This is a genomic window from Streptomyces sp. NPDC087270, from assembly GCF_044744625.1.
Taxonomy (GTDB): Bacteria; Actinomycetota; Actinomycetes; order Streptomycetales; family Streptomycetaceae; genus Actinacidiphila.
The window spans coordinates 18,511-45,087 of the sequence record NZ_JBIUYR010000021.1 but is presented as its reverse complement, the minus strand read 5'-3'; the positions used below and the strand labels follow the sequence as shown (position 1 = coordinate 45,087).

The following is a 26,577-nucleotide window of genomic DNA, read 5'->3' as shown; positions in this document are numbered from 1 at the left end:
GCGCGGCGCGGAAGAACCGTGACCGAGCGGCCGGCGGGCGCCCCTCTGCACCCGCCGGTGTCGGACGAGGAGCGGAAGGGGGTGCGGGATGGCCACACGGCATGAGGTCACGGGAGCGGGCGGTCTGCGGCTCGCGGCGTGGGAGTACGGCGGGCCGGTCGCGGCCGGGCCGGGCGCACCCGCGGGTGCGGGCCCGCCGGCCGGTGCGGGTAGGGACAGGGCCGTACGGGCCGACGCGCGCGCGGCGAGCGGCGTGGCTCTGGCCGCCGGGCGCCCGGCGGCGGACGGGGCCGCCGAGCCCCGCCCCGGAATGCTGCTGCTGCACGGCCTGCTCGGCCGCGCCTCGCACTGGGCCGCCACCGCCCGGCGGCTCGCCCCGCACTATCGAGCGCTCGCCCTCGACCAGCGCGGCCACGGCCACAGCGGCAAGCCCGACGGCCCCTACACCCCTGAGGCGTACGTGCGCGACGCCATCGCCGCCATCGAGCAACTCGACCTCGGTCCGGTCACCCTCGTCGGCCACTCGATGGGCGCGCTGACCGCCTGGCAGTGCGCGGCGCGGCGGCCCGACCTCGTGGCGGCCGTCGTCATCTGCGACATGCGCGCCTCGGCCCTGGGGGAGGCGGGACAGCGGGAGTGGGCGGAGTGGCTGGCCTCCTGGCCACTGCCCTTCGCCACGCTCGGCGACGTACGCCAGTGGTTCGGCGTCGCCGACCCGTGGGCCGATCCGCCCGATCCGGTTCGCGGCGACTTCTTCGCCGAGGTGATGAGCGAACGGGAGGACGGCTGGCGCCCGATGTACGAACCCGCGCATCTGCTCGGCTCCCGCGACCCCTGGATACGTGACGCCCACTGGGACGAGTTGGCCCGGGTGCACTGCCCGGCGCTCGTCGTCCGCGGGCCGGCCGGTGAGTTGGGCCGCGCCGAGGCGCAGGAGATGGTCCGTGTCCTGCCGCGCGGGCGCTACGCCGAGATAGCCGACGCCGGTCATCTCGCCCCGTGGGACCAACCCGAGGTCTGGGTCGAGACGTTGGAGCGTTTCGTCGGTGAGGCCCTCGCCGAACGGGAGGCCGCGGGCTCGGCATGACCCGGTCGGGAGCGCCCAGCCGGGGGCGGAGACGCGCGCCGGCCGGGACGCGGACCGACGTGGCCGCGCGCTCGCCGGGCCGCGTACCGACGACCGGGACAGGCCCGAGCGAGACGGGTGCCCACGCCGTCATCACCCGTACGGCGTCGGCCCGTAGCTGTGTCGCGGCGGTAAGGCTGCTGTGAGGCGGGAGCGGGTGGTTGTGGTGCCTGTGTGTGGCGAATGTGGAGCCGTGCGTGGCTGTCGGGGTGAGGTGCGGGCGGGACGGGGGTTCGGACTGCGCGTAGTCGTTCGGCTGCTGGTAGCTTGCGTGTCCGCTGGGTTCCACATCGCGACATGGGGGAGTGCGGATGCGCTGTCGGAGTCGTTTGAGCCGTCGAAGTCGCAGTCGAAGTCGAAGCCGCCGGGACGGGCAGAGCGGGCCCGGTGCCGCGGGCCTGCGCGGCCGCGCCACGGCGGCCGGATACGCGGGTACGGCGACCGCCGCCGCGGTGGTCGCTGCCGCACTCCTGCTGACCGGGTGCGGGGGCAGCGGTCGCGGCACCGACGCCAGGAAGGAACCGAGCGCGAGCCGGACGGCCACGCTGCCGCCGGCGCCGTCGGTCTCCGCCGCGAGCACCGTCACGCCGAGCGCGACCGGTTCGGCCACCGACACCGCGGAGGGCGGCGACACCGGTGGGGCGTCCACGGACTCCACACAGACCGTCGAGGGTGTCTGGCTCGCCACTGTCGACGGGGTGAAGGTGCAACTCGTGCTCGGCAAGGGGAAGGCCGCCTTGACCAGCGACCACCTGTGCGGCGGCAGTTTCACCGACCGGGACGGCGTCCACCTGACCATGACCTGCATGGACGGTGACAAGGAACGGACCTCCGGACACGGCGTGATGGCCGCGGACGGCAAGACGCTCACCGTGCAGTGGACCGACGGACCCACCGACACGTTCACCCGAACCGGCTTGCCCAGCAGCTGAATAACGCGGCTCGCGCGGAACGGCGGCGCGCACCGAACAGTGGGCGGACCGCGTCCCGTGGGTGACGTTCCCGTGGGGATGTCCACGTTCGGCAACAAACGGGCGGGGCGTCTGGGACGGGGGCTGCATTCACGGCCCCCGTTTGCTAGCGTCCCGTATGGCGGATGAGGTGTCCGCCACGTTTTCCTACTAACGGGGAGGGACGCACATGGCGGGTATGCAGGGCGCCGATATCGCCCAACTGACTGCACTGGCGGGAAAGTTCGGAACCGAGGCCGGTAACCTCGCGACGCTGATCAACCACCTTCACTCTGCGACCAGCAGCAGTGCGGACTACTGGAAGGGCCCGCGCGCCAACCAGTTCCGCAGCGAGTGGGAGCAGCTGAAGCCGACCTTCGAGAAGTTCGTGTCGACGCTGCACGAGGCCCAGAACTCCGCCAAGACCAACGCGACCAACATCGAGCACGCCACCAGCTGACGCTGGTCCGGTCACGTTCGAGGCCGCGCGGTACCGCAAGGGCCGGGCTTCGGAGCATCGCTCCGACCGCCCGGCCCTTCCGCATGCCCCGCCCTTCCACCCGCCCGGCCCTTCCACCCGCCCGGGCGCCTGCCCGCCGTGCCCGCGCCTGCCCCAGCCGTCCGGTCAGCCGGTCAGCCGGCCGGAGACGTCAGCGGGGCCGCGCCCTTGAACGGCGCGGCCCCGCAGGCCAGTTGCACGCAGGCCCCGTCAAGCGAACCCCGACTACACCGGCTCCGCCGCCTGCACCTGCATCACCGTGCCCCCGCGGATCAGCAGACCGCGGCCGAGCGGGCCGCCGCCCACGTCCCGCGGCAGCCGCACGTTGAACAGGTCGCCCTCGGAACCGCCCTGCGGCGACAGCAGCATGCCGTTGCGCGACTTCCGCGCCTCCACCACGAAACCGCGGTACTGCGAGCCCATCGAGTCCGCCGACCCGGCCGCGATCAGCGCGTGGTCGCCGTCCATGCCGCTCTTGACGACCTCCTCCAGCGCCGTCTCCAGCGTGGTGTCGTAGAGGAGTTCGCTGTCGTCCACGAGGACCACGAACTTCTCGCCGCCCGCCTTGCCGGTCAGCTCCGTCAGGTCCTCCGCGCTCGCGTCGGTGCCCATCAGCAGTCCCAGCACGCCGGGTTGACCGGCCAGGTCGCGCAGCGGGGAACGGCGCGGGGTGACCAGCACCACCGGCGTACCGGCGGCGAGCAGCGACCGTGCCGCCGTGATCAGCGCCGTCGAGCGGCCCGACTTCGGCGGCCCGGCGATCACGAACCCGGGCCCGGCGTCCTGCAGATCGATCCCGACCGGTGCCAACTCGTCTCCGCCCACGCCCATCAGCGCCCACAGCGGTGACGACGGCGTGAAGTCCGGGTCGAGCGCCATCGCGTCGGTCAGCGTGACCCGCGGCGGCAGCGCGTCCACCCGCATCGGCCGCTGCGGCTTGGGCAGCCGCCCCACCCGCCCGATCCGCTCGGTGGACTGCCGTCCGATCCGCTGCAGCACCTCCACCTGCGCCTGGCCGGCCGGGTCCGCGGCCAGCAGCGCCACCTGGTTCTCCTGGACGCCGTGGTCGGTGGGGCGCAGCGCCCGTCCGGACGGCATGTTCTTCGGCACGTCACGCGGGCCCAGGCCGCCGTTGACGTAGTCGTTCGGGTCGGCCATCCGCAGGATCAGCTTGTCCGCGAAGACCGACGAGATCGCTCCGAGGAAACCGGACCGGTCCGACGTCATGACGACCTTCAGCCCGGCCGAACCGCCTTCCCGGAACAGCCGCATGGCCCCCTCGATCAACTTGCCGTAGTTGTACGACTCGAACGTCGAGGTGTAGCCCTCCCAGTTGTCGAGCAGCAGCACCATCCACGGCAGCCGCTCCTCCGGGGTGGCGGCCATCGCCCGCTGCTCGGCGGCACTGGACGCGCCCTTGACGGCGAGGAGTTGCTGCCGCCGGGACACCTCGCCGGAGAGCCGGTCCAGCAGTCGCGACAGCCGCTCCGGCTGGTCGCGGGTGACGACCGCGCCGCAGTGCGGCAGCGCGACCAGTGGCAGCAGCGCGTTGGCGCCGCAGTCGATGGCGTAGAGGTGCACGTCGCTGGGCGCGGTGTCGCGGGCGAGCGAGCCGGCGATCGTCCGCAGCGCGGTGGAGCGGCCCGAGCGCGGGCCACCGGCGATCAGGACGTGCTCGCCGTGCACCAGGTCGACCGAGAGCCGGGCGCGGGCCTGCTGCGCGGGCAGGTCGGTCAGACCGTAGCCGATGGGCGAGACGTCGCCGGTCGGGGTCGCGCCGGCGTCCGCCGGCAGGTCCTCGGCGACGATGTGCTCGGGCAGCGGGTCCAGCCACGGCTTGCGCGGCGCCGGGAAGCCGAGCAGGTCGGAGGCTTCCCTGATCGCGTCCACCAGCACCGCGAGGTCGGTCACCATGGTGCCGTCGTCGCCGTCGCCCTGCGCGCCGCGCGGTATCGGCCGGCCCAGCGACCTCCAACCCAGCGGCGCCACCTCGGCCTTGGTGCGCTCCTGGCCGACCGCCGGGCGGCGGCCACCGATACGCGCGGACTGCACGCCGACCAGCGACTGGGCGCCGGAGCGGACATAGGCACGGCCCGGCGTGGATTTGGCGATCGCCCCCGAGTCGGGCGCGTCGATGACGTCCCGCGACTCGTCGGCGTCGGTGACCCGAAGCGCGATCCTCAGGTTGGTGTTGGCGCGGATGTCGGCGCTGACCACACCGGCGGGCCGCTGCGTCGCCAGCACCAGGTGCACACCCAGCGAACGGCCGCGGCGGGCGATGTCGACCAGACCGGCGATGAAGTCCGGAAGTTCGGCCACCAGGGAGGCGAACTCGTCGATGATCAGCACGAGTCGGGGCATCGGCTCCAACTCCGGCCGCATCCGCCGCGCGTCGTTGTAGTCCTCGATGTCCTTGGTGCCCGCGTTGAACAGGATCGTCTCGCGGTGGTGCAACTCCGCGGCGAGCGAGGCGAGTGCGCGCTCGGTCAGGTGCGCGTCCAGGTCGCTGACCATGCCGACGGTGTGCGGCAGCCGCGCACAGTCCTGGAAGGCGCTGCCGCCCTTGTAGTCGATCAGGACGAAGTTGAGCGCGTCGGGGCGGTTGGCCACCGCGAGCGAGGCGATGATCGTCTGCAGCAGTTCGGACTTGCCCGCGCCGGTGGTCCCCGCGACCAGCGCGTGCGGGCCGTCCTTGCGGATGTCCAGGACGAAGGTGCCGTCCGCGCCGACGCCGATCGGTGCAGCGGTCGTCGAGCCGCCGCGCTGCCAGATCCCGGCGACCTGCTCGCCCACCGGGTCGGGCATGCCCAGCAGGTCCAGCAGCCGTGCGGACGTGGGCAGCGCGCTGTCCGCGTCGTCGCGGCTGACGTCGCGCACCGGCGCCAACGAGCGGGCCACCAACTCGCACCAGTCGGGACCGACCTGGTCGGCGAGGACCTCGCCGAGCCGTTCCAGACCCGCGCCGCGCAGGTGCAGCCGGCTGGCCGCGTGCTGCGACCAGCACACCGCGAGCCGCACCTCCTCGGGCAGCAGCCGCTCGTCCTCGTCGACGCACAGCGCGAACATCCCGAACTGCGGCCCCTCCTGGAGGAGTTGCGGCAGGCCGGGCATCCGGCGCAGCAGCCGCGCACCGTCCAGCACCACCAGGACGTACGGGTCCGGGCGCAGCCGGCCGCTCTGGTTGGCGGCGGAGTCCGCCTTGCGCCGGGCCAGTTCCTGGAGGAGCTCGTTGATCCGGCGGCCGGCCGCCTCCTGGTCGGTGCCGATCAACGAGACGCAGTCCTGGCCCTGTTGGGGAGCCAGATGCGGCAGCCAGTGCGCCCAGCTCCACGACTGCTCGGCGTCAGGGGCGGAGGAGAGCACCACGATCGACAGGTCGCGCGGGCTGTGCAGCACTGCGGCCTGCGAGACCAGCCAGCGGGTGGTGGCCAGTGCCCTGGCCCGTTCGCCCGCGACACCGATCACGCCGATCTCCGGGAACGGCAGCGGCAGCGGCACGTCGTAGACCAGCGGGACTTCCAGCGGCGGCGCGCCCTCGGGCATGTTGCCCTTGGGCTGCAACTCGATGTCGGCGGGCAGGTCGGCGACGCCGATCCGCAGCCGCATCGCGTCCGGGTCGGTCAGCCGCCGCTCCCACAGCCGGCGGCGCGGGCCGGTCGCGAAGAGCAGGATCTCGGCGGCGTCAGGGTAGTTGGAGCGCCGCTCCCGCTGGTCGAAGAGCCGGGCGGCCTCCAGGTCCTGTTCGTGCTCGGCCATCGCGGCCTTGAAGCTCTTCGCGGCGTCCTGGTTCTTGCGCTTGCCCTGGCGGTTCTCGCTGACCCACTGGCCGACCATCATCACCGGGCTCATCACGCAGAAAAGCAGCATGTAGACCTGGTGGACCATGAAGTACATCATCACGCCGAAGAGCAGCGGGACGACCAGGGTGAGCACCTGGAACCGGGCGCGGTCGTTCTTCTCGCCCTTCTGCGGGACGTACAGCCGCGGCCGCGGCGACAGCGCGTTCAGCCGGGGCGGCCGGTTGTAGGCGAGGCCGCCCTCGCCCATCGGGGACAGGTGCGCGTCCGGCGTGCTCGGCTCGTCCAGCACGAGCACCGACTCACCCGCCTTCACCTGCGCGCGCAGCGGCCACTGCCGCTCCGACTCCACCGGTTCGTTCTCCAGCGTGAGGCCGGAACCCGGCGCGCCGATCAGCGTCACGGTGCCGTCCATGGCCACCGAGACGCGCGCGGCGGTCGGCGCCATCGCCGGGTCCTGCACGGTGACGGTGCAGCCCACCGCGGAGCCGATGGTCGCGGTGCCGACACCGAGCCGGGCCACCCGGCCGGCGCCCGGCCCCGCGCACACCCGCAGTTCGTAGCGCCCGGACGGCTCGCCGGTGCGCATGAACGGCCCGATCGAGTCGTCGACGGTGACCCGCATGCCGTCGCGCAGCACCGTCGACGCCTGCGCCTGCGGGTCGCAGGGCACGCCGTCGGCCCACAACACCGGAGCGGTGATGACCGGTTGGGCGGGCCACGCCCTCGATCCGCCCGGCTGGCCGAGCGGTTGCCGGGCCGATTGGCCGCCCGGTATTCCGCCCGGTTGTCCGCCCGCCCGGGTGCCGCCCTGGTGCTGCCCGGGGAACTGCACGACCACGCCCCCGACCTGCCCGGCCGGCTCCTGCGCCACCGCGCCGACCGCCCGCCCCAGCGCCAGCGCCACGTCCTCCGCGCTCGCGGAGTCGTCGGCGGTCACCAGTACGTCCTGCGCGTCGACGCCCTGCTGTACGACCGTCACGGTCACGCGCATGGCTGTGTCCCTCCCCGTGGGCCCGCACCGGGCCCCGCATCCACTGTGCCTGTGTCCATTAACCATCCCGGTGTTCCCACGAGGCTATAGGCCCGCGGAAACCGCCGGTAAGTCCCGTCACGGGCCCGGCGGGGCCGACGGCTCCGGCGTCCGCCACCGGAACCGCCGTTGAGGGCGGAACCGTTTCTCGCGGCTATGCGATCCTCGTCTACAACACGGGGCCGGCCGGGTGCGCCTTGTCGCGGGGAAGACGACGTCCTCACGAAGCGGAAGCTCGGCAAAAGGCACAAACGGACAACGGGAGGAGAAGCGGATGGGTGAGTTTTCCGGGATAGATCCGGACGGCCTGCAGAAGATGACGAGTTCGTTCAAGGGCGACAAGGACCAGTTGCGGACCACTGCGACGTCGTACAAGTCGCAGTTCGCCGAAAAGGGGCTGGATACCTCGTCTCTCTCCCAACTGGTCGGCATATGCGGCTGGTTGGACGATCAGATGCCGATGCTCACCCGTCGCTACCACCTGGCGATCGCCACCGAGAAGCCGTATCCGGGGCACAAGGGCATGGTCACCATCGACGACAGCATGGTGAACACCACGGCCCAGTCGCAGAAGGACGGCAAGGCACTCGCGGACAAGTACAAGGACGCGATCAAGAACGGCGACGACCCGTCCGAGGACCTCTTCTCGGATCTGAGCGCCCACGGGGACGACCCGGACTATCTCAAGTCGTTCTACAACGAGTTGGGTCCGCAGAACCTGATGGTTCTGACCAACGACATGGCCGACGACAACATGTACAGCCGGTACGGCGACCACCCGGACCAGGCCAAGCACGACCGTGACGTCATCGCCAAGACCTTCGGCACCTTCACCAAGGTCGCCTACGAGGGGCAGACCGCCGCCCAGAAGCAGGCGAGCTGGGACAAGTGGTTCGACAAGTTCAAGGACCCCCGGGGCGTCTTCCGCGCCGACTACCTCACCGGGCTGCTGCCGGGCGGCTCGCAGGACAAGGACTACCTGGTCGCGCTGGGCAACCGCGTCTTCGACAAGGACAGTTCGAAGAACGGCAGCGAGTTCATGAACAGCTCGGGCATGGAGAAGGGCGTCTTCGGTGACGACCACTACACCCAGCTCTTCAACGCGATCAGCAAGAACCCCGAGGCGTCGGGTGAGTGGATGGACCACAACTACGACACCATGCAGACCATCATCTACCCGCACGGCCCCTGGGACCTCGGCCAGCCGCCTGCCCGGGCGAAGGCGTTCGCGGACATGATGTCGGCCGGCACGATCGACCTGAAGACGACCAACCGGCCGCTCGCCGAGAAGCTCACCGGCCGCATCATGATGGACAACTACCGCCATCAGAGCGGTGATTCGAGCAAGATCCACCCCTACGACCCGATCGACGTCTACTACGGCAAGCTGATCACGGCCAACTGGAGCGACATGGTCTACGGGATCACGTCGCCGACCGGCAACACGCTGTGGGGCGCCGACGCCACCTCGGGCGGCTTCACCGAGAAGATGTCGCAGTGGGACCAGAAGGCGTTCCTGGCCGGCCAGGACCCGAACCGCCCCGGCCTGGAGGTGGGCGCTCCGCTGTGGCAGGCGCTGCTCAACGAGTCGGCACGGAACCCGACCGTCGCCGGCCAGGAGAGCGCGCTCTTCGACTCCTTCCGCACCCAGATCACCAACGAGGTCGGCAGCGCGAAGAAGGACACCACGGAGCACGCGCAGGACTACCGGGCCATGCAGCGCGGGATGATGATGAAGGCGTACAGCACTGCCTTCGAGTACGCCAAGGGCTCGATCGAGACGGACGCCGACGACTGGGCGGAGAGCGTCAACAGTGCGCGAACCGCGCTGATCTCGACCGCGAAGGACCTGGCGGTGGGGGCAGCCACCGGTGGTACGGCCGCGATCACCGAACTCGGCACGGAGAAGGCCACCGAGCTGGGTGGGACCGCGACCGACCTGCTCACGGACTACATCGCCAGCAAGGTGTCGGTGTCCCCGGAGGACGCCCCCGGCCTCGCCGCCAAGTACAAGCAGATCAACGACTCCGAGCTCGACGTGAGTTGGCAGCACGAGTACCAGAGCGAGGCCAACTCGCAGCTCAGCGGCGGCGGTTTCTCGTCCGACGTGACGGCGCCGGTCACGATCCACCCCAGGAACGGCGAGCCGAAGACGTACACCGGCAACCCCAAGGACTACATCAAGGCGCCGGCCGACAACTTCATCACGTCCGACGGCACCGTCATGGACATCGACAAGATGAGCCCCCGCCAGCGCACCGCCTACAACAGCTGGCTCATGGACCCCGCGATCGTCAACCACGTGGACTCACGCGGCTTCACGCAGGGGCAGCAGCTCCAGCACCTGGCGGAGTGAGGAAAGCGGTTCGCCGGGCGGCTACCCGGACGCGGGTGGCCGCCAGCCGGACCGGACCGGACCGCGGTCAGTCCTGGGCCTTCGGCTCGATCTTCAGGGCGTCGAGGAAGGAACGCAGGACGTCGGCGGCGTCGTGGTCCACGATCGTGTGCTGGTCCAGACCGGGCGAGAGCGTGACCGTGGCGGCCTTGCTCTGCCAGGCACACCGCGAGATGGTGCGCCCCGCCGCGGAGATGTCGGCGCACTGGATCGTGCCGCCTTGCTTGCCGGCCGGAGAGCTGGTGATCTTCTCTTTCCCGTCGGTCCCCAGGAGTTCCGCGGTCATCGATGCGGAACCGGGTCCGTGGTCGGTCTGGTCGCTCTTGTAGTCCGGCGGGTCGAGAGACACGTCGACCAGTGCGGCGCGGCCGCCCGACCCCAGGTAGATGAGGTCGACGTCGCCCTTGGTGATGTCCGTGTTGTGGGGTGTGAGCCCGGCCCACCCGGTCCCGTCCTTCGCCTCCGTGTACGCCCCGAACGCCTTCGGGATCGCCGCGGTGTGCTTGGTCGGCTTGGAGTCACCGCTGTTCGCGGCCACGGCCCACCAGCTGATGCCGCCGGCCACCACGACCACCGCTCCCACGAGCGCGATGACCTTCCTGCGGCGTTTGGCGCGGTCGCGGTCGGTGGGGTCGGGCACGGAGATCGGGGTGAGCGCGATGGCGTTGTCGTTGTCGGCGGCGTTGTTCGTCACGTGGTCCTCGTCCTCCTGCGGGGGCTAGCAGATACCATAGGGGCAGGTGCGCCGCGCGCACACGGGGACAGCGGGCCGAAAGCGGAAGCCGGGACATCCGGCCCGGAGCTTTCAGCTCCGGCGCCTGCTCCCGTTCCCGTGCAGTCGGCGCTTCGTGCAAGCGCGGATATTCTCGTTGTGATCGTGTTCGGCTACGGGGGACAACTCGATGGGTGACAGCAGCACCAGCAACCTCGCGCCACAGGCGACAGTGCCGAATCCGGCGATCGAGGATCTGCAGGCTCTCAAGCGCAGACTGATGCAGGATCTCGGCGCGCTCAAGGAGCCGTTGAAGACGACGGTTTCGGACATGGGCGGCGGCAAGGTGTGGGTCGGCAAGACAGCGGACTCCTGGGGCGCCGATGTGAAGGGCCGCCACGGCACCATCCAGACGCTGCTCGGCAAACTCGTGCCGGTGATCGACGCGGAGATCGGCAAGCTCCCGGAGAAGGTCACCCCGGGCGAGGCCAAGATGTACCACATGCCGTACTAGCGGAGCGGAGGGCGCCGCGCGGGCCTGGGCCCGTACCGCCCCGCAATCCAGCGTGATCGCGGTATCGAAGTATCGCCGTATCGGTGCGGTGGCCCGGATTTCCGGGCAATTGCCGTACGTGCGGGGGTTCATGGCGGGATCGGAGTGGTTGACCGGTCCGGGCGGGCGTCGTTTCGTTCTGTTGCAATGATGTGTGCGGGTTGTCACCGGCCACGCCTTGAGGGCGTTTGTTTGGCGCTGATAGCGTGCGGTGACTTGACATCGGCCTGTGGGGTCGTCGCCGGACAGGAGAGCGACGGACTCGCCGCACGGGGCCGAAAAAGCTGATGCGATGCGCCGGCTCGGGGGCAGTGAAGTGAAGACCAGGGAACGTTCCGCCGCGGGCGGCGGCAGTGGCCGCCAGTCCGTTCCCGCACCGCACTTGAACGGACCGGGCGCCGGGCGGTTGCCGGTCGCGCCGCGCGAACGCAAGCCCGCGCTGGCCGCGCTCGCCGTGCTGCTGATCCTGGTGGGCGCGCTCGGCGCCACCGTGATGGTGCTGCGCGCGGGCAACAAGGTGTCTGTCATCGAGGTCATGTCCGACGTCGCGGTCGGCGACAAGATCCCGGCCAAGGCGATGCAGGAAGTGATGGTCGCCGACGGCACCGCCGTCGACTACATCCGGTGGGACCAGCGTGAACAGGTGATCTCGCAGTGGCGCGCGGCCACCAACCTGACCAAGGGGTCCGTCCTGGTCCGCTCGATGATCACCCAGAACTCCGACGTGCTCGCGCCCGGCAAGACCCTGGTGGGTATGTCACTGAAGGCAGGCCAGTACCCCAACGGCCTGGCCAACGGCCTCACCGTGGCGGCGTACCTGGTCGGCAACGACGCCAAGTCCTCCAGCGACTCGGGGACGTCGACGAGTGGTGCCAATGGCACCGGCGGCGCCAGCAACCTCATCAGCGACAACCTGGTCATCAAACACTTCGACGCCACCAGCGGCGGTAACTTCGGCGACGGCTCCGCGAGCGTCACGGTCGTCGCGGACGTCGCCGACGCCGGCCCGCTGGCGGTCGCCTCCGCGGCGGGCAACGTCTCCCTCGTGCTCGTCCCCAGCAAGCACTGATCGAGCGGCGCGGACGAGGCAGACGAGATGGCACTGATCGCAATCGCAGCGGACAAGGGCTCCCCCGGCGTCACCACGACCGCGGTGGCGCTCGCCGCCGTATGGCCGCGCCGCGTCCTGCTCGCCGAGGCCGACCCGGCCGGCGGTGACCTCGTCTACCGCTCGACGGGCGCCCACGGCGGGGTGCTCAACCCCAACTCCGGCCTGCTGTCGCTGGCCGCGACCGCCCGGCACGGCCTGGCCGCCGAACAGTTGTGGGACCATGCCCAGCCGCTGGTCGGCGGCCTTGACGTGCTGGTGGGCCTTGCCGCAGCCGAACAGGCCGCGGGGCTCGCCGGGTTGTGGCCGATGCTCGGGCAGGCGTTCGCCACGCTCGCCGAGTCACCCAACGGCGCCGCCGACGTGATCGCCGACTGCGGCCGGATCGGTCCCGACTCGCCGAGCCTCGAACTGCTCCCGCACGCCGCCCTGGTGCTGCTGGTCGCCCGTACCGAGCCGGAGAACCTGGCCCGGGTCAGGGACCGGGCCGGCGCGCTGTCCGCGAAGCTGCACGGCTCGCAGCGCGGTGCCGCCGCGCTCGGCTACCCGCCGATCGGCGTGCTGCTGATCGCCGACACCGGGCGCAGCGCCCGGCTCGCCGCCCAGGTCAACGAGATGCTGGTGGCCTCGCAGATCTCCGCCCGGGTGGTCGGCACCCTCGCCGACGACGCGGCCGGCGCCGAGATGCTCAGCGGCCGGCGCCGCGGCCGCCTCGACAAGTCCCTGCTGATCCGCTCCGCCCGCCAGGTCACCGCCGACGTACCGCAGCGGTACGGGGTCCTGCGATGAGCGAGGTGGACCACTCGCTCGTCAAACGCTTCCGGCAGGAGGCGGGCGACCGCATCGCCGAGCAGCGGCGGCTGGACCAGGTCGCGGCCCGCACCGCGATGTCGCCGGAGGACGAACGGCACTTCGCCCGCGCGATCATCGCCCAGATACTCGAGGACTACGCGCGCGCCGAGATCGCCGTCGGCCGCACCCCGCCGGACGCCCACGGCGAGGAGGCGTACGCCGCCGCGGTGCACGCCGCGCTGTTCGGCGTCGGCCGGCTCCAGCCGCTGCTGGACGACCCCGAGGTCGAGAACATCGACATCAACGGCTGCGACCAGGTCTTCGTCGGCTACTCCGACGGCCGTGAACTGCAGGCCGAACCGGTCGCCGAGACCGACGAGGAACTGATCGAGCTGATCCAGGTGCTCGGCGCCTACTCCGGCCTGTCCTCGCGCCCGTTCGACACCGCCAACCCGCAACTCGACCTGCGGCTGCCCGACGGCTCCCGGCTCTCGGCGGTCATGGACGTCACCCGCCGCCCCGCGCTGTCCATCCGGCGCGCCCGCCTGGGCAAGGTCTTCCTCGCCGACCTGGTCGGCAACCACACGATCACCCCCGAGGTCGGGTCGTTCCTGTCCTCGGCGGTGCTCGCCCGCAAGAACCTGATGATCGCCGGGGCCACCAACGCCGGGAAGACCACGCTGCTGCGTGCGATGGCCAACGTGATCCCGGCGCACGAGCGCCTCATCACCGTCGAGCGCGCCCTGGAACTCGGCCTCGACCAGTTCCCCGAACTCCACCCCAACGTCGTGGCGTTCGAGGAGCGGCTGCCCAACTCCGAGGGCCTGGGCGCCATCTCCATGGCCGAACTCGTCCGCCGCTCGCTGCGTATGAACCCCTCCCGCGTCATCGTCGGCGAGGTGCTCGGCGACGAGATCGTCACCATGCTCAACGCCATGTCGCAGGGCAACGACGGCTCGCTGTCGACGATCCACGCCAACGGCTCCGCCGAGGTCTTCAACCGCATCTCCACCTACGCGCTGCAGGCACAGGAGCGGCTGCCGGTGGAAGCGTCGCAGATGCTGGTGGCCGGCGCCATCGACTTCGTGGTCTTCATCCAGCGCCGCAACGACTTCCAGCGCGGCGGCACCCTGCGCCGCGTCGTCACCTCCATCCGCGAGGTGAACGGCGTGGACGGCCGCGTCCTTTCCAGCGAGATCTTCGCCGAGCACCCGGACGCGGCGGTGGCCCTGCCCCACGCGCCCATCTCCTGCCTCGACGAGTTGCTCGCCAACGGCTACCAGCCCACGGGGGTGTGGCGGTAATGTCCGGCTTCTTCTCGATGACCACGCTCTACGGTCTGCTGGCCGGGGCGGTGGGCGGCGGCGGCATCGCGCTGTTCATCGTCGCGATGCGCGGCTGGGCGCCCAAGCCGGTGGCCCCCGGGCAGTCCGGCGCCGAACGCGCCTCGGAGATCGGCCGGTTCCTCACCCAGCGCGGTTCGATCGCCATCGTGGTCGGCCTCGCGGTGCTCGCCCTGACCCGGTGGCTGGTGCTCGGCGCGGCCACCGCACTGCTCGTCTTCGCCTGGGACCGGCTCTTCGGCGGAGCCTCCGACGAACGCGCGGCGATGAAGCGGGTCGAGGCGCTGGCCGGTTGGACCGAGTCGCTGCGCGACACCATCGCCGGCGCCGTCGGCCTGGAGCAGGCCATACCGGCCTCCGCCCGGGCCGCCGCGCCCGCGCTGCGGGTCCATCTCGACGCCCTCGTCGACCGGTTGCGGGCCCGCTGGCCGCTGCCGGACGCGCTCCAGATGCTCGCCGACGAGATCGACGACGCCTCGGCCGACATCATCATCGCCGCCCTCATCCTCAACGCCCGGCTGCGCGGCCCCGGTCTGCGGGACGTGCTCGGCGCCCTGGCCAAGTCCGCCCGCGAGGAAGTGGACATGCGGCAGCGCGTGATGGCGCAGCGGGCCAGCACCCGGCGCAGCGTGCAGATCGTGGTCGTGGTCTCCGTGGTGTTCGTGCTGGGACTGGCCATCTTCAACCGCGGCTTCGTCCAGCCGTACAGCAGCGCGGTGGGCCAACTCGTGCTCGCCATCGTGTGCCTGCTGTTCGCGGCCGGGTTCTGGTGGCTGCGCAAGTTGTCGAAGATCGAGACGCCGGACCGCTTCCTCGTGCACGGACCCGAGCGGACCGGGCAACAGCCCTTCGCGGCCGGACAGTTCCCGGCCGGCCGGCAGGGCGGACCGTACGGCGGCACGGCGCAGCAGGCGCCCGGCGCGGCACAGGGCGTCCCGGGCTACGGAGCGCAGGGCCGTCCGGCCGTGCCGGGACAGGGGGCAGGCAACCGATGAACACCATCGTCTTCGCGTGCCTGGTCGGCGCCGTCTTCGGCCTGGGCGTCTTCGCACTGATCCGGGCGCTGATGCCGAGCCGGCGCAGCGCGGTGTCCACCATCGCGCAGATCGACGCGCTGCGCGCCACCGGCGCCACCACCGCCGACACCACCGCCAACTCCGTCAAGGCCGAGGGCTGGCGCGCCCAACTCGGTCGGCGGGTCGCCGCCTTCTACCTGCAGCAGGGCTGGGAGCTGCGCTCGCTGCGTTCCGACCTCGCGGTGCTCGACCGCAGTTGGGAGACGTTCCTCGCCACCAAGACGGCGCTGGCCGCGGCCGGTGTGGTCTTCGGCCCGGCGCTCTTCGCGGTGGGCGCGGAAGTGGGCTTCGGCGTCAGCCCGATCATCCCCGTCTGGCTGGCGCTGCTCTTCGCCGGGGTGTTCTTCCTGCTGCCCGACCTCGAGGTGCGGCGGGACGCCGCGGCCAAGCGCAAGGACCTGCGGCGGGTGATCGGCGCCTATCTCGACCTGGTGTCGATGAACCTGGCCGGCGGCCGCGGTCTGCCCGAGGCGCTGATGGCGGCCGCGGAGATCAGTGACGGCTGGGCGCTGATGCGCATCCGCAACTGCCTTGCCGACGCGCGGATCACCGGCACCAGCCAGTGGGTCGCCCTCGGCCGGCTCGGCGACGAACTGGGCATCGAGGAGTTGCAGGACCTCGGCGTCACGCTCGCGCTGGTCGCGGACGACGGCGCGAAGATCCGCGAGTCGCTGGCCTCGCGCGCGGAGACGATGCGCCACCGGGAACTGTCCGAGATCGAGGGCCAGGCCGGCGAGCAGTCCCAGTCCATGCTGGTCGCGCAGATGCTGCTCGCCGCCGGCTTCCTGGTCTTCCTGATCTACCCCGCCGCGATGCGGGTCTTCCAGGTCTGATCACCATCGTGCAGCTCCGACGACGACCGTCCACCGAGAGGACCGAGCCATGAACCGCATGGACCGACTGACATCCTTCGACCCGAAACTGAGTTTCCTCTACGTCTACCTGCGTGGGCGGATCGACCGGGTCCGCACCGAGGAGGACATGTCCCGCGGCGCCTCCGCCGTCGAGTGGGTGGTGATCTCCGCGATCGTGGTGGCCATCGTCGCGGCGGTCGGGTTCATCATCAAGAACGCCCTGAACAGCAAGGCGACCGGCGTCAGCAACTGCATCGCCGGCGCGGACGGCAGCAAGAACGGCTGCTGACCGGCCTGTCAGGGGGAGAGCAGCCATGGGACGGACGACCCGTACTCTGCGCCGCGCCGTACGCCGCCGGCTCGACGCGGCGCACGGCGACAGCGGCGTGGGCAGCCGCGCGCCCGCGGCGCCGGGACGTGCTCCGGCACGCCCCGGCGGCGACCGCGGCATGACCGCGATCGAGTTCGTCTTCCTCACCCCGGTGCTGTTCTTCATGATCTTCGCGACCGTGCAGTTCGGGATGTACTACTTCGCCGACCATGTCGCGCAGGCGGCGGCGCGAGCCGGCGCCCGCAAGGCGAGGGACGAGGCGTCGACCGGCCAGGACTGGTCCGGGGACGCGAGCCAGACCGCGAGCGACTACATCCGGCAACTCGGGCCCGAGCTCCTGATCGACCCGCACGTCGTCCCGAGCAGGGACGCGAACGACGCCAACACCGTCCGCGTCCAGGTGACGGCGAAGGTGCCCACGGTCTTCCCGCTGGCGGGCTTCTCCTTCAAGGTGAACGAGACGTCGTCGGGTCCGGTCGAGCGGTTCGTGCCGGACAACGGGGGATGAGGGACATGGAGTTCGCGCTCAGAGCGCGCGCCGCCGCGGTAGGCGGAGTACGCGCGGCGGCCGGCCGGTGCCGTACCGGGCGCCGCGACGGGGACCGGGGGCTGTCCACCATCGAGGTGGTCATCCTCGCCCCGGTGATCATCATGTTCGTGCTGATGCTGGTCGCGTTCGGCCAACTCGTCGACGGGCGTGGGGCGGTGGACGGTGCGGCTCGCGACGCCGCCCGGGCCGGCTCGATCGAGCACAGCCGCTCGGAGGCGATCCAGCAGGCGGTCCAGGCGGCGCACGAGGACCTGGCGGGCACCTGCACCAAGCCGGCGACGGTCACCCCGGTCGGCGACACCAGCTTCCGTCCCGACACCCTCTTCACGATCGAAGTCACCTGCACGGTGCGCGGGTTGAGCTTCCTCGGGCTGCCCATCACCAAGACCGTGACCTCCACGTCGGCCTCGCCGCTCGACCCGTACCGCAGGTCGGCGACATGAGGGCGGCGACGAAGGCGAAGGCGCCGACGAACGCGGTGGAAGCGGCCGCGGGCGAGGCGCTGGGCAACGTGGTGGACGACGTGATGGACGACGTGGTGGCGTTCCCGAAGCGGACGGCCCCCGCGAGGCGCACCGCCCCCGGCGGCCGCACCGCCGGCGACGGCAGCCAGCCCGCCGGCCGTACCCTGACCGCCCGGCTGCGCGCCCTGCGCGGCGACGACCGGGGCTCCGGCGCCGCCGCCGTGGTGATCTTCGCGCTGGTGTTCATGGCCCTCGCCGCCTTCGTGGTGGACGGCGGGCTGTCCATCGCCAAGCGCGAACGCGCCGCCGACATCGCCGAACAGGCCGCGCGCTACGCCGCTCAGGACATCGACGTGGAGGCGCTGCGCAACGCCGGGAGCGGCGCCCAGCCGGTGATCGACTACCAGCAGTGCACCGCCCGGGTGCAGCAGTTCGCGCGGGACGTCAACCTGCCGGCCAGCGACTGGCGCCGGGCCGGCTGCCCGACCCCGCCGACCGGGCCCGACCGGGTCGAGGTGGTGGTGTACGTGACCTACAAACCGATCCTCAGCGGCTTCTTCTACAAGAACTCGATCACCGTCGAGGGCAAGGCCGACGCGGTGTCGATCACCGGCCCCGGCAACTGACAGCGGCACGCGAACCGTACGACAAGGACCCGTACCACCGAAGGCAGAGGAAGCAGCCATGGCACGCACGACCGCCACGGGACGTAACCGCCCGCAGCAGGGCGGGGGAGCGGCCCAACCACCGCGCAGGCAGCGGACGTTCGGCGACATCGTGCGGGCGTTCGGGGCGTTCCTGGCGCTCGCGGTGCTGGTGGTGGCGGTGCCGGCCGCGCTGCTGATGTACATCGGGTCGCCGTTCCCGCACCACTTCAACTCCGACGTGCTCCAGCAGCCGATCACCTCGGAGACGTTCGTCAACACGCTGGCGGTGCTGGTGTGGGTGGCGTGGGCGCAGTTCACCGCGTGCGTGCTGGTGGAGGCGAAGGCGGCGGTGTCCGGGGTCGGCATGCCCACCCGGGTGCCGGGCAGCGGCCCGAGCCAGTTGCTGGCACGGCAGTTGATCGCGGCGCTGCTGCTGGTCGGCGTGAGCACCGCGGGCCTGGTTCCGGGCCTCGCCCAACTCGGCCAGCAGCACTCGATGGAGAGCCAGGCCCGGCCCGGTGTGGCCGCGACCGCGCAGGCCACCCCCGGGCAGCAGGCGGCGGCCCATCAGGCCGCCGTGCAGCACCAGTCGGGGCCGAGCGCGTCCACCGCGCAGGGCGGCGGCCAGTCCACCCAGCAGGCGACGAAGTTCTACCGGATCAACCCGCCCGAGGGGCGGCACCACGACTCGCTGTGGGAGATAGCGCAGCGGCACCTCGGCGACGGCCGCCGCTACAAGGAGATCTACCAGCTCAACAAGGACCGCGTGCAGCCCGACGGTTCGCAGCTGTCGCAGGCCAGCCTGATCCGGCCCGGCTGGGTGCTGGAGATGCCCGCCGACGCGCACGGCGGCGACCTCGTCGAGATGCCCGTCGCGTCCCCGCACACCGCGCCCGACATCCTGCACTACGCCCAGCACGGCGGCGCGAAGGACACCACGGCTGAGGGCGCGCACGCCGCGCACCAGACCCCGGCGGGCGAGCAGGGCGGTTCCGGCGGCTCGGGCGGTTCCGGCGGCGGTGCGCACGAGAGCGTCGCGGGCGGCGCCAGCGAGGTGGTCACCGGGCTTTCCGCGTCGCACGGCTTCGACCTGTCCGACGCGCTGATCGGCGCGCCGCTGCTGGCCGCGGGCCTGCTCGCCGCGCTGGGCCGGCGGCGGCGCACCGCGCTGTGGCAGTCGCTGTCCGCGGGCGCGCTGCGCAGCCCGCGTACCCCGACCGGCGCGGAGGCCGACGTCGCCGACGCGCTGCGGATCGGTGCCGACCAGGACGCCGTCAACTTCCTTGACCGGGCGCTGCGTTCGCTGTCGGTCCGGCTCGACGCGGACGGCCGCAAGCTTCCCGTGGTGTACGCGGCCTGGCTCACCGAGGACGCGCTGCACCTGCAACTGGCCTGGCCGGACGGTCAGCCGCCGGCGCCCTGGCAGACCGGGCAGGACGAGACCTTCTGGCAGGTGGAGCGGGCCCGGCTGGTCGAGGACATCGACACCTCGGCGGCGGCCCCGTACCCGGGCCTGGCGGTGCTGGGCACCCTGGACGGCGCGCGGCTGCTGCTCAACCTCGAAGCGGTGCCCGGGATCGTGTCGCTGAGCGGCGCCAAGGCCGACCGCGAGGCCGTACTCGCCTCGGTCGCGGCCGAGTTGGCGACCAACGGCTGGTCGGACCGGATGACGGTCACGCTGGTCGGCTTCGCCCAGGACCTGACCGCGCTGGCGCCCGCGCGGGTGCGGCACATCGGCACGGTCGCCGAGGTCGTGGAGATCATGGCCGCGGAGACCGCGCAGCGCTCCGGGGCGCTGCGCACCGCGGGCCAGGACAGCGTGCTCACCGGCCGTACCGGCCGCGCCCAGCACACCCAGTGGGCGCCGCACCTGGTGCTGCTGGCCGCCGAGCCCTCGCCGGAGGAGGCGCAGCGGCTGGCCGAACTCGCCGCGGACGCCGGGCGGTTGGGCATCGGCTACCTGGTCGGCTCGGGCCGCACCGATCTGCCGGGCGCCGCATGGGAGTTGGAGATCACCCCGGCGGGACGGCTGCTCGCGCCGCTGCTCGGCCTGGACATGAAGGCCCAGCTGCTGCCCAAGGCGCAGTACGAGTCGGTGCTGCGGCTGTTCGCCGAGGCGGACGGCGACGGCCCCGGCCCGGAGGCGCCGCCGTTCCTGGTCGACCTCAGCGACCAGGGCCGCCCAGGGGTGTACGCGCGGCTGCTCGGCCCGTTCGAGGTGGTCGGCGTCGACGCGCCCGACCGGGAGCGCAGCGGCCTGCTGCACGAGGCGCTGGCGCTGCTGCTGCTGCACCGCGAGGGCGTGCACCCGCGGGTGCTGGCGTCCGCGCTGTGGCCGCGCGGGGTCACCGAGGACGTACGGGACGCGCTCATCGCCCGGCTGCGGGACTGGCTGGGCACCGACCCCGACGGCGGGGAGCGCCTCACCCTCGACAGCACCGGGCGGATCGTGCTCAGCACCACGGTCGTGTCGGACTGGGACGTCCTCCAGACGCTCCACCACGAGGCCACCGAGGGCCGGGCGGCGGGCGATCCGGCGGCCCGGCGCCGCCTGCTCACCGACGCCCTCTCGCTCGCCCGCGGCCGGCTCTTCGAGGACCGGGCGCCGGGCCGCTACGGCTGGCTCGGCCACGAGATCGTCGACGCGCAGCACCCGGTGCTGGTGGCGGAGATCGCGCTCGCGCTCGCCTCGCTCCACCTCGACGCGCACAAGCCGAAGGCTGCCGTCGCGGCGATCGAGACCGGCATGGCGATCTCGCCCGACGACGAACGCCTCTGGCTGGCCTACCTGCGCTCCGCCAACGCGACCGGCGATCCGGGACGGCTCGAGGCGGCTGCCTCGGCGCTCTTCGCCCGCGCCTCCGCCAACGGCCCGTCCAGGGGACTGCCGCCACGGGTCGAGGCCCTCCTGGACGAACTGCTGCCCGCCTGGCGCGGCAGCATCGCCAACTGAAGTCCGTCGCGCACGGGAGTCCGCCGGCCGGGGTCGCCGCCGGCTGAGTTCGCGGCCGACCGCAACCTCAGCCGGTCGCTGCCGACCGGCCGCCGGGTGCCCCTGTTCGCAGGGGCGCCCGGGCGGTTCAGGGGCGGGCGACGGCGGCGAGGATCTCCGGCAGCCGGTCGAGCAGCCGGGGCGCGGTGAACCGCAGGCTCGCCACCGACAGCGCGGCCGCGTACACCGCGCCGACCGGCAGCACCGTCCACAGCAGGGCGTGGTGGCCGGTCAGGTGCAAGGCGAGGTCCAGGCCCAGCACCGGCAGGCAGAAGGCGGAGGCGATCACGGACCCGCCCAGCGCGTTGAACGCCACCATGGAGCCGTTGCCGGGCGCGGCGTTCCCGAAGGCGTTGTCCTGCGCGACCGCGTACGGGAAGCGGACGCTCGCGTAGCCGCCGGTGGAGATCAGCGCGCCGAGGAACGCGAAGGCCATCCCGAGGACTTCGGGCAGCGCCCCGGCCCGCCCCAGCAGCAGGGCGGTCGCGCAGGTCACCACGGTGACGTAGGGGAGGGCGACCACCGCGAGCATCAGGGCCCGGCCGCGCAGCTCGGACTCCGCGTCCTTGCGGGTGGTGATGGTCGCGACGACGGTCCAGAACGCGGAGTTGTCCATCCCGAACTGGTTGTACATCTGCATGCCGAGCAGGCCCGCGGTCCACAGGCACTGGTAGACCGAGCCGTGCTGGACGACCGCGACCAGCGGCAGCAGCAGGCCCACCGCGAGCCCGGTCGCCCAGGACGCGCGCAGTTTGGGATCGCGCGCGGCGTAGCGGAACTGGCGCTCCATCACGGTCGCGGTCCGGCCGGCCAGCGCCCGTTCGGGCAGCAGGCGCGGGAGCAGCGGCGCGCGGCCGCCGCCCCTGCGCACGGTGCTGTCGGGGACGGGCTGGAGGGTGGAGGAGTCCGGCGACATCATCAGCCGGTACAGGGTGCGGTACCACCAGCGCAGCACCACGGCCAGCAGCGCGACGGCGAGCGCGAGTTGGGCCGCCGCCTGCCCGTACGCACCGTCGGAGACCGACCGCACCGCGTCGACCGCGGAGGCCGGCGGGACCCAGCGCAGCACGGAGGTGACCGAAGTGACCCGGTGCAGGCCGTGGTTGGAGGACAGGGAGCTGAGCCCGAGGTTGACCAGCTGGGCGCCGACGGCCACGATCAGCCCGCTGAGCAGCGCGAGGTCGCGGCCTTTACGGCTGGTCAGCAGCCGGGTGTTGGCCGCCGCGACGCCCCGGGAGGCGGCCGCGCAGATCGCCAGCAGCAGCGCCACCGCCGGCACCGCGACGACCGCGGCCGCCGCGCCGTGCGCCACCGCCACCACCGAACCGGTGCCCACCAGCAGCGTGAACAGCGGGCCGGCGCCGATCAGCGACGACGTCAGCAGGGCGGTGATCAGCGGGCGGGGGCGCAGCGGCAGCATCGCCAGCCGGGTCGGGTCCAGGGTGTCGTCGCCGCCGAAGAAGAACAGCGGCATCACCGCCCAGCCGATGGCCAGCACCGCCGCCATGGTGACGGCGGCGGCCGGCGCGTACTCGTTTCCGCGCAGGGCGATCATCCCGGCGCCGTTGCCCAGCGCGTAGAGCATCGCGAGGCCGACGCCGATGCACCAGCTCACGGTGCGGCCGCGGGACTGCCGGACTCCGTTGCGCAGCACGGCCAGTTTGAGGCGGACGAACGTCGCCGTCACCGGGGCGGCCCGGTCCGCGGCGGGCGGCGCGGGCGAAGGGGGCGGCGGCGACTCGGCGGTGAGCGGGCCCGCGCCGGTCATTTCGGGCCCCCGCCCAGCCAGTCCAGGTCACCGCCGGAGCGCCGGTCGGCGCCCACCAGCGACAGGAAGGCGTCCTGGAGGGTCGCCGCCTCGCCGCGCACCTCGGCGAGCGGGCCGTGCGCCACGATCCGTCCGGCCGCCATCACCGCGACCCAGTCGCACAGGCTCTCCACCAGCTCCATCACGTGGGAGGAGAACACCACGGTGCCGCCGGTGGCCGTGTACCGCTCCAGCACGCCGCGGATGACCTGCGCGGACACCGGGTCGACCCCCTCGAACGGCTCGTCCAGGAAGAGGACCTCGGGGTTGTGCAGCAGGGCCGCGGCGAGCCCGATCTTCTTGCGCATGCCCGTCGAGTAGTCCACGACGAGCTTGTGCTGCGAGCCGGACAGGTCCAGCACGTCCAGCAGTTGGGTGGCGCGCAGGTCCACGTCCCTGACCGGCAGGCCGCGCAGCCGACCGGTGAAGGTGAGCAGTTCGCGGCCCGACAGCCGCTCGAACAGCCGCAGCCCTTCCGGCAGCACGCCGATCCGGGACTTCACCTCGACCGGGTCGCTCCACACGTCGCGACCGACGATCTGCACCAGGCCCTCGTCGGGGCGCAGCAGCCCGGTCACCATCGACAGGGTCGTGGTCTTCCCCGCCCCGTTGGGCCCCACCAGGCCGGCGAAGCGGCCGGCCGGCAGCTCCAGGTCGATGCCCGCGACGGCCTCCTGCTCGCCGAACCGCTTGCGCAGGCCGCGCACCCGCAGCGCCGGCGGCACGCCCGACGGCTGCCGCGGCGGCTGCTCCAGCCCGGACCCGGCCGGGCCCGTCCGATCCCCGTAGTACGACGGGAGCCGCCGGCTGTCCGGCTCCCGCTCCGCACCGCGCGCCTCACCCATCGCACCGCACCTCTCCCCGATCCCCGTCCACGCTCACCGCGACGCTTCTCCGGCCGCGTTCACCACGCGTGCGGCCACCCTATGTGCGACCACTGACAGTGACGGAAAGCCCGGGTGACTTCCGGGAAGGACGGAGAAAACCGCTCGTGCGGGCGGTGTTGGGTTTGACGGCGAACGCGGGGGGTAACACAACGTCATCGGCTCGGTGCCGGGTCCTGCTCAGCGTACGGCGCGGGCCTCCGCCGCCTCGCGCCCGCACGCGTACGCCAGCGGGCTCAGCACCTCGCCGACGTCCGGCAGCCACCGATTCGCCGCGGTCGGCCGGCCGGCCCGCCCACTGCGCGCACCCTCCCGTGCCCATCCGGGTCGGCAGGGCGGCCACCCAGTCGCCTTCGCCGCGCGCGGTGAGGTCCAGCGCGTCCGGCGGCCGGCCGAGCGCGCCCCGCAGCCGGGGCACCTTCGCGCATGCCCCGGGCAGCACGAAGAACGCCATCCGGTGGGTGGGCGGGGAGATCACCGGGCCGAGCCGCACCTCCAGCCGCTCGATCCTGGCGAGCGCGTGGAAGCCCGCGCTCTCCGGGACCTCCGGCACATCGAAGGTGCGCCCCGTGGGCAGCAGCACCGACGAACGCGACCGCCCGGTCCACATCCGCCGCACCTCCGAGCCGTTGCCGCTCGCTCGGGTCGCCCGGGTCGCCCAGTCCGCGCTGGTCGGAGGGGCGCCGGGGGCGGGGCACGCCGCCGAGGCGCACGAACAGCGCGGTGCGCCCCCCGCGCTCATCTCCAGCCACGTGCCGGGCAGCACCTCCCAGTGCCGCTCCTGCGCGTACGAGACCGCCGTGTCGAGCAGTCGGGCACCGCTGAGCTGCCGCGGAACCGCAGGGGTGTCGTCCACGCGCTGCACAACCGTCCACGTGGGCGGGGGATACGGGCATCCGGCGCGGCCCGTCACCGCGCACCGCCGCTCATCGCCGGGCGCACGGAAGCATCTGCGGGGGCGCGTACGGGCACCTCGTCAGGAATCGGGTAGGAACCGGACGAGCGCCCGCCGGCCCGGCCGGCCCGGCGCCGCCAACGGCCTGGTACGGGTGAATTGCCGTCAATAAGGGGTTTATCCACCGGGGTTGGGGAAGGAAGACCCACGAAGAACGACAAGGGGGGATCGATGGCCGCACGACCACTCGTGGCGCGGCAGCCGAACGAGAGGCTCCAAGCACTGATCCAGGAGGCCGGCTGCTCCAACGCCGGCCTCGCACGCAGGGTGAACATGTGCGGGAGCGAACACGGCCTCGACCTGCGATACGACAAGACATCCGTGGCCCGCTGGCTGCGCGGGCAGCAGCCGCGCGGGCGCGCCCCGGGCATCGTCGCCGAGGCGCTGGGCCGCAAGCTCGGCCGCGCGGTGTCCATCGACGAGATCGGTATGGCCAACGGGCGGAACCTCGCCACCGGCATCGGGCTGCACTTCGCGCCCACCGTGCTCGGCGCGATCGAGCAGGTCTGCGAGTTGTGGCGCAGTGACGTCGGCCGGCGCGACTTCCTCACCGGCTCCACCGTCGCCGCCTCCGCACTCGTCGAGCCCAGCAGGGACTGGCTGATCACCCGCCCCGACCAGGGCGTGGCGCGCAACGGCGGGGCCAGGGTGGGGATGTCCGACGTCGAGGCGGTCAAGGCCACCACCCAGGCGCTCACCGACCTCGACCACCGCTTCGGCAGCGGCCATTGCCGCCCGGTCGTCGTGCACTACCTCAACAGCGTGGTCTCCGGACTGCTCGCCGGCAGTTACCGCGAGTCGGTCGGGCGCGAACTCTTCTCCGCCGTCGCCCGGTTGACCGAGCTGGCCGGATACATGGCGGTCGACACCGGCCAACCCGGCCTCGCCCAGCGGTATTACATCCAGGCGCTGCGGCTGGCCCAGGCGGCCGGCGACCGCGCCTACGGCGGATACATCCTGGCCGCGAGCATGAGCCATCTCGCCGCCTCGCTCGGCAACCCCCGCGAGATCGCCCAACTCGCCCGCGCCGCCCAGGAAGGCGCGCGCGGTCAGGTCACCGCCACGGTCGAGGCGATGTTCCACGCCGCCGAGGCACGCGGCCACGCCCTGCTCGGCGATGCCCGCACCTTCGCCACCGTCGCCGGGCTCGCGCTCGACGCGATGGACCGTTCGGAGCCGGACCAGGACCCGCCGTGGATCGCCCACTTCGACCACGCCTACCTGGCCGACGAGTTGGCGCACTGCCACCGCGACCTCGGCCAGGCCGAGCCCGCCGCCCGCCGTGCCGAGGAGGCGCTGGCCGCCCACCCGGCCACCCGCGCCCGCCGCCGCGCGATCGACCTGCTGCTGCTCGCCGACACCCAGGTGCAGCAGCGCGAACTGGACGCGGCCTGCCAGACCGGCGAGGAGGCCGTCGTCCTGCTGTCCGGGCTGCGCTCCAACCGCGGCGCCGAGTATCTGGACGACTTCCGCCGTCGCCTGGAGCCGTTCGCCGGTGAGCCGGTGGTGCGCGCCTTCCACGCCCGGCTGGACGAACGGGAGGCGGCCTGAAGGTGACATAGGGGTGCCGCCCGCCCCCGCACGCCGAATCGTTACCGGACCGACACTCCGCGCCCACATCGCGGTCAAAGCGCTGCGCAGACCCGCCGAGCCCAGCGCCCGCGCCAGTAGCCGCCCCGTCGCCCAAGTGTGAGGTGACGCTCACCTGT

20 protein-coding genes and 1 pseudogene are annotated in these 26,577 nt (G+C 72.4%); 16 read left to right on the top strand and 5 right to left on the bottom strand.

Features of this window, described 5'->3' with window-relative positions; genetic code table 11:
- The first annotated feature begins 88 nt into the window (after positions 1-88).
- The 3 genes from ACIPAE_RS32760 to ACIPAE_RS32750 all read left to right on the top strand — a co-directional run bounded on the left by ACIPAE_RS32760 (position 89) and on the right by ACIPAE_RS32750 (position 2,536).
- On the top strand, positions 89-1,087 hold the full coding sequence (locus tag ACIPAE_RS32760) for an alpha/beta fold hydrolase (protein WP_402450263.1): 999 nt from the start codon (positions 89-91) through the stop codon (positions 1,085-1,087).
- A 368-nt stretch (positions 1,088-1,455) separates the two neighbouring features.
- Complete coding sequence (locus ACIPAE_RS32755) at positions 1,456-2,058, top strand: hypothetical protein (protein WP_329368278.1); 603 nt, start codon at positions 1,456-1,458, stop codon at positions 2,056-2,058.
- A gap of 208 nt (positions 2,059-2,266) precedes the next feature.
- Positions 2,267-2,536, top strand: a complete 270-nt coding sequence (locus ACIPAE_RS32750) for a WXG100 family type VII secretion target (RefSeq protein ID WP_328465108.1) — start codon at positions 2,267-2,269, stop codon at positions 2,534-2,536.
- Between the two features lie 264 nt (positions 2,537-2,800).
- Here ACIPAE_RS32750 and ACIPAE_RS32745 read toward each other — a convergent pair whose 3' ends face one another.
- On the bottom strand, positions 2,801-7,366 hold the full coding sequence (locus ACIPAE_RS32745; RefSeq protein WP_402450259.1) for an FtsK/SpoIIIE domain-containing protein: 4,566 nt from the start codon (positions 7,364-7,366) through the stop codon (positions 2,801-2,803).
- 313 nt (positions 7,367-7,679) lie between these two features.
- Here ACIPAE_RS32745 and ACIPAE_RS32740 point away from each other — a divergent pair, with 313 nt between their 5' ends.
- Positions 7,680-9,761 (top strand): hypothetical protein, encoded by a 2,082-nt coding sequence (locus ACIPAE_RS32740; protein ID WP_366409854.1) that lies wholly within the window; start codon positions 7,680-7,682, stop codon positions 9,759-9,761.
- Positions 9,762-9,828: 67 nt separating this feature from the next.
- On the opposite strand, the gene ACIPAE_RS32735 is transcribed toward ACIPAE_RS32740, so the two are convergent.
- A complete protein-coding gene (locus ACIPAE_RS32735) occupies positions 9,829-10,494 on the bottom strand; it encodes a hypothetical protein (protein ID WP_402450258.1) in 666 nt (221 codons plus the stop codon).
- A gap of 208 nt (positions 10,495-10,702) precedes the next feature.
- On the opposite strand from ACIPAE_RS32735, the gene ACIPAE_RS32730 reads away from it, so the two are divergent.
- From ACIPAE_RS32730 to ACIPAE_RS32680, 11 genes are all read left to right on the top strand, one after another.
- Entirely contained in the window at positions 10,703-11,026 is a 324-nt protein-coding gene (locus tag ACIPAE_RS32730) for a hypothetical protein (protein WP_328465100.1), read from the top strand.
- A gap of 355 nt (positions 11,027-11,381) precedes the next feature.
- Positions 11,382-12,134 carry a hypothetical protein gene (locus ACIPAE_RS32725; protein WP_366409856.1) on the top strand — a complete coding sequence of 251 codons (753 nt, stop codon included), beginning with the start codon at positions 11,382-11,384 and terminating at the stop codon, positions 12,132-12,134.
- Positions 12,135-12,161: 27 nt separating this feature from the next.
- Positions 12,162-12,962, top strand: a complete 801-nt coding sequence (locus tag ACIPAE_RS32720) for a hypothetical protein (RefSeq protein ID WP_402450255.1) — start codon at positions 12,162-12,164, stop codon at positions 12,960-12,962.
- Positions 12,959-14,269 carry an ATPase, T2SS/T4P/T4SS family gene (locus tag ACIPAE_RS32715; RefSeq protein WP_329368291.1) on the top strand — a complete coding sequence of 437 codons (1,311 nt, stop codon included), beginning with the start codon at positions 12,959-12,961 and terminating at the stop codon, positions 14,267-14,269. Before ACIPAE_RS32720 ends, ACIPAE_RS32715 begins: the two co-directional genes overlap by 4 nt.
- On the top strand, positions 14,269-15,303 hold the full coding sequence (locus ACIPAE_RS32710) for a type II secretion system F family protein (protein ID WP_402450253.1): 1,035 nt from the start codon (positions 14,269-14,271) through the stop codon (positions 15,301-15,303). Before ACIPAE_RS32715 ends, ACIPAE_RS32710 begins: the two co-directional genes overlap by 1 nt.
- Complete coding sequence (locus ACIPAE_RS32705; protein WP_329368295.1) at positions 15,300-16,217, top strand: type II secretion system F family protein; 918 nt, start codon at positions 15,300-15,302, stop codon at positions 16,215-16,217. Before ACIPAE_RS32710 ends, ACIPAE_RS32705 begins: the two co-directional genes overlap by 4 nt.
- 58 nt (positions 16,218-16,275) lie before the next feature.
- The gene (locus tag ACIPAE_RS32700) at positions 16,276-16,527 is read left to right on the top strand and encodes a hypothetical protein (protein WP_329368297.1); all 252 of its coding nucleotides are present in this window, start codon (positions 16,276-16,278) and stop codon (positions 16,525-16,527) included.
- A gap of 25 nt (positions 16,528-16,552) precedes the next feature.
- On the top strand, positions 16,553-17,077 hold the full coding sequence (locus ACIPAE_RS32695; protein ID WP_402450251.1) for a TadE family protein: 525 nt from the start codon (positions 16,553-16,555) through the stop codon (positions 17,075-17,077).
- A gap of 5 nt (positions 17,078-17,082) precedes the next feature.
- Positions 17,083-17,562 carry a TadE/TadG family type IV pilus assembly protein gene (locus ACIPAE_RS32690; RefSeq protein ID WP_329368299.1) on the top strand — a complete coding sequence of 160 codons (480 nt, stop codon included), beginning with the start codon at positions 17,083-17,085 and terminating at the stop codon, positions 17,560-17,562.
- Entirely contained in the window at positions 17,559-18,209 is a 651-nt protein-coding gene (locus ACIPAE_RS32685; RefSeq protein ID WP_402450248.1) for a TadE/TadG family type IV pilus assembly protein, read from the top strand. Before ACIPAE_RS32690 ends, ACIPAE_RS32685 begins: the two co-directional genes overlap by 4 nt.
- A gap of 58 nt (positions 18,210-18,267) precedes the next feature.
- Positions 18,268-21,183, top strand: a complete 2,916-nt coding sequence (locus ACIPAE_RS32680) for a BTAD domain-containing putative transcriptional regulator (protein ID WP_402450245.1) — start codon at positions 18,268-18,270, stop codon at positions 21,181-21,183.
- A 127-nt stretch (positions 21,184-21,310) separates the two neighbouring features.
- Here ACIPAE_RS32680 and ACIPAE_RS32675 read toward each other — a convergent pair whose 3' ends face one another.
- The 3 genes and pseudogenes from ACIPAE_RS32675 to ACIPAE_RS32665 form a co-directional block, all read right to left on the bottom strand.
- The gene (locus ACIPAE_RS32675) at positions 21,311-22,990 is read right to left on the bottom strand and encodes a transporter (protein ID WP_402450243.1); all 1,680 of its coding nucleotides are present in this window, start codon (positions 22,988-22,990) and stop codon (positions 21,311-21,313) included.
- Positions 22,987-23,874 carry an ABC transporter ATP-binding protein gene (locus ACIPAE_RS32670; protein ID WP_402450240.1) on the bottom strand — a complete coding sequence of 296 codons (888 nt, stop codon included), beginning with the start codon at positions 23,872-23,874 and terminating at the stop codon, positions 22,987-22,989. The genes ACIPAE_RS32675 and ACIPAE_RS32670 overlap by 4 nt, the downstream gene beginning before the upstream one ends.
- 219 nt (positions 23,875-24,093) lie before the next feature.
- Positions 24,094-24,679: pseudogene (locus tag ACIPAE_RS32665) on the bottom strand (bifunctional DNA primase/polymerase).
- A 360-nt stretch (positions 24,680-25,039) separates the two neighbouring features.
- On the opposite strand from ACIPAE_RS32665, the gene ACIPAE_RS32660 reads away from it, so the two are divergent.
- Positions 25,040-26,419 (top strand): transcriptional regulator, encoded by a 1,380-nt coding sequence (locus tag ACIPAE_RS32660; RefSeq protein ID WP_328465079.1) that lies wholly within the window; start codon positions 25,040-25,042, stop codon positions 26,417-26,419.
- Positions 26,420-26,577: the final 158 nt, after the last annotated feature.

Coding starts and splice junctions, on each gene's coding strand:
- ACIPAE_RS32660 (WP_328465079.1), top strand. CDS start 25,040: ATGGCCGCACGACCACTCGTGGCGCGGCAGCCGAACGAGAGGCTCCAA.
- ACIPAE_RS32680 (WP_402450245.1), top strand. CDS start 18,268: ATGGCACGCACGACCGCCACGGGACGTAACCGCCCGCAGCAGGGCGGG.
- ACIPAE_RS32700 (WP_329368297.1), top strand. CDS start 16,276: ATGGACCGACTGACATCCTTCGACCCGAAACTGAGTTTCCTCTACGTC.
- ACIPAE_RS32730 (WP_328465100.1), top strand. CDS start 10,703: ATGGGTGACAGCAGCACCAGCAACCTCGCGCCACAGGCGACAGTGCCG.
- ACIPAE_RS32710 (WP_402450253.1), top strand. CDS start 14,269: ATGTCCGGCTTCTTCTCGATGACCACGCTCTACGGTCTGCTGGCCGGG.
- ACIPAE_RS32750 (WP_328465108.1), top strand. CDS start 2,267: ATGGCGGGTATGCAGGGCGCCGATATCGCCCAACTGACTGCACTGGCG.
- ACIPAE_RS32720 (WP_402450255.1), top strand. CDS start 12,162: ATGGCACTGATCGCAATCGCAGCGGACAAGGGCTCCCCCGGCGTCACC.
- ACIPAE_RS32690 (WP_329368299.1), top strand. CDS start 17,083: ATGGAGTTCGCGCTCAGAGCGCGCGCCGCCGCGGTAGGCGGAGTACGC.
- ACIPAE_RS32740 (WP_366409854.1), top strand. CDS start 7,680: ATGGGTGAGTTTTCCGGGATAGATCCGGACGGCCTGCAGAAGATGACG.
- ACIPAE_RS32695 (WP_402450251.1), top strand. CDS start 16,553: ATGGGACGGACGACCCGTACTCTGCGCCGCGCCGTACGCCGCCGGCTC.
- ACIPAE_RS32705 (WP_329368295.1), top strand. CDS start 15,300: ATGAACACCATCGTCTTCGCGTGCCTGGTCGGCGCCGTCTTCGGCCTG.
- ACIPAE_RS32760 (WP_402450263.1), top strand. CDS start 89: ATGGCCACACGGCATGAGGTCACGGGAGCGGGCGGTCTGCGGCTCGCG.
- ACIPAE_RS32685 (WP_402450248.1), top strand. CDS start 17,559: ATGAGGGCGGCGACGAAGGCGAAGGCGCCGACGAACGCGGTGGAAGCG.
- ACIPAE_RS32670 (WP_402450240.1), bottom strand. CDS start 23,874: ATGGGTGAGGCGCGCGGTGCGGAGCGGGAGCCGGACAGCCGGCGGCTC.
- ACIPAE_RS32675 (WP_402450243.1), bottom strand. CDS start 22,990: ATGACCGGCGCGGGCCCGCTCACCGCCGAGTCGCCGCCGCCCCCTTCG.
- ACIPAE_RS32715 (WP_329368291.1), top strand. CDS start 12,959: ATGAGCGAGGTGGACCACTCGCTCGTCAAACGCTTCCGGCAGGAGGCG.
- ACIPAE_RS32745 (WP_402450259.1), bottom strand. CDS start 7,366: ATGCGCGTGACCGTGACGGTCGTACAGCAGGGCGTCGACGCGCAGGAC.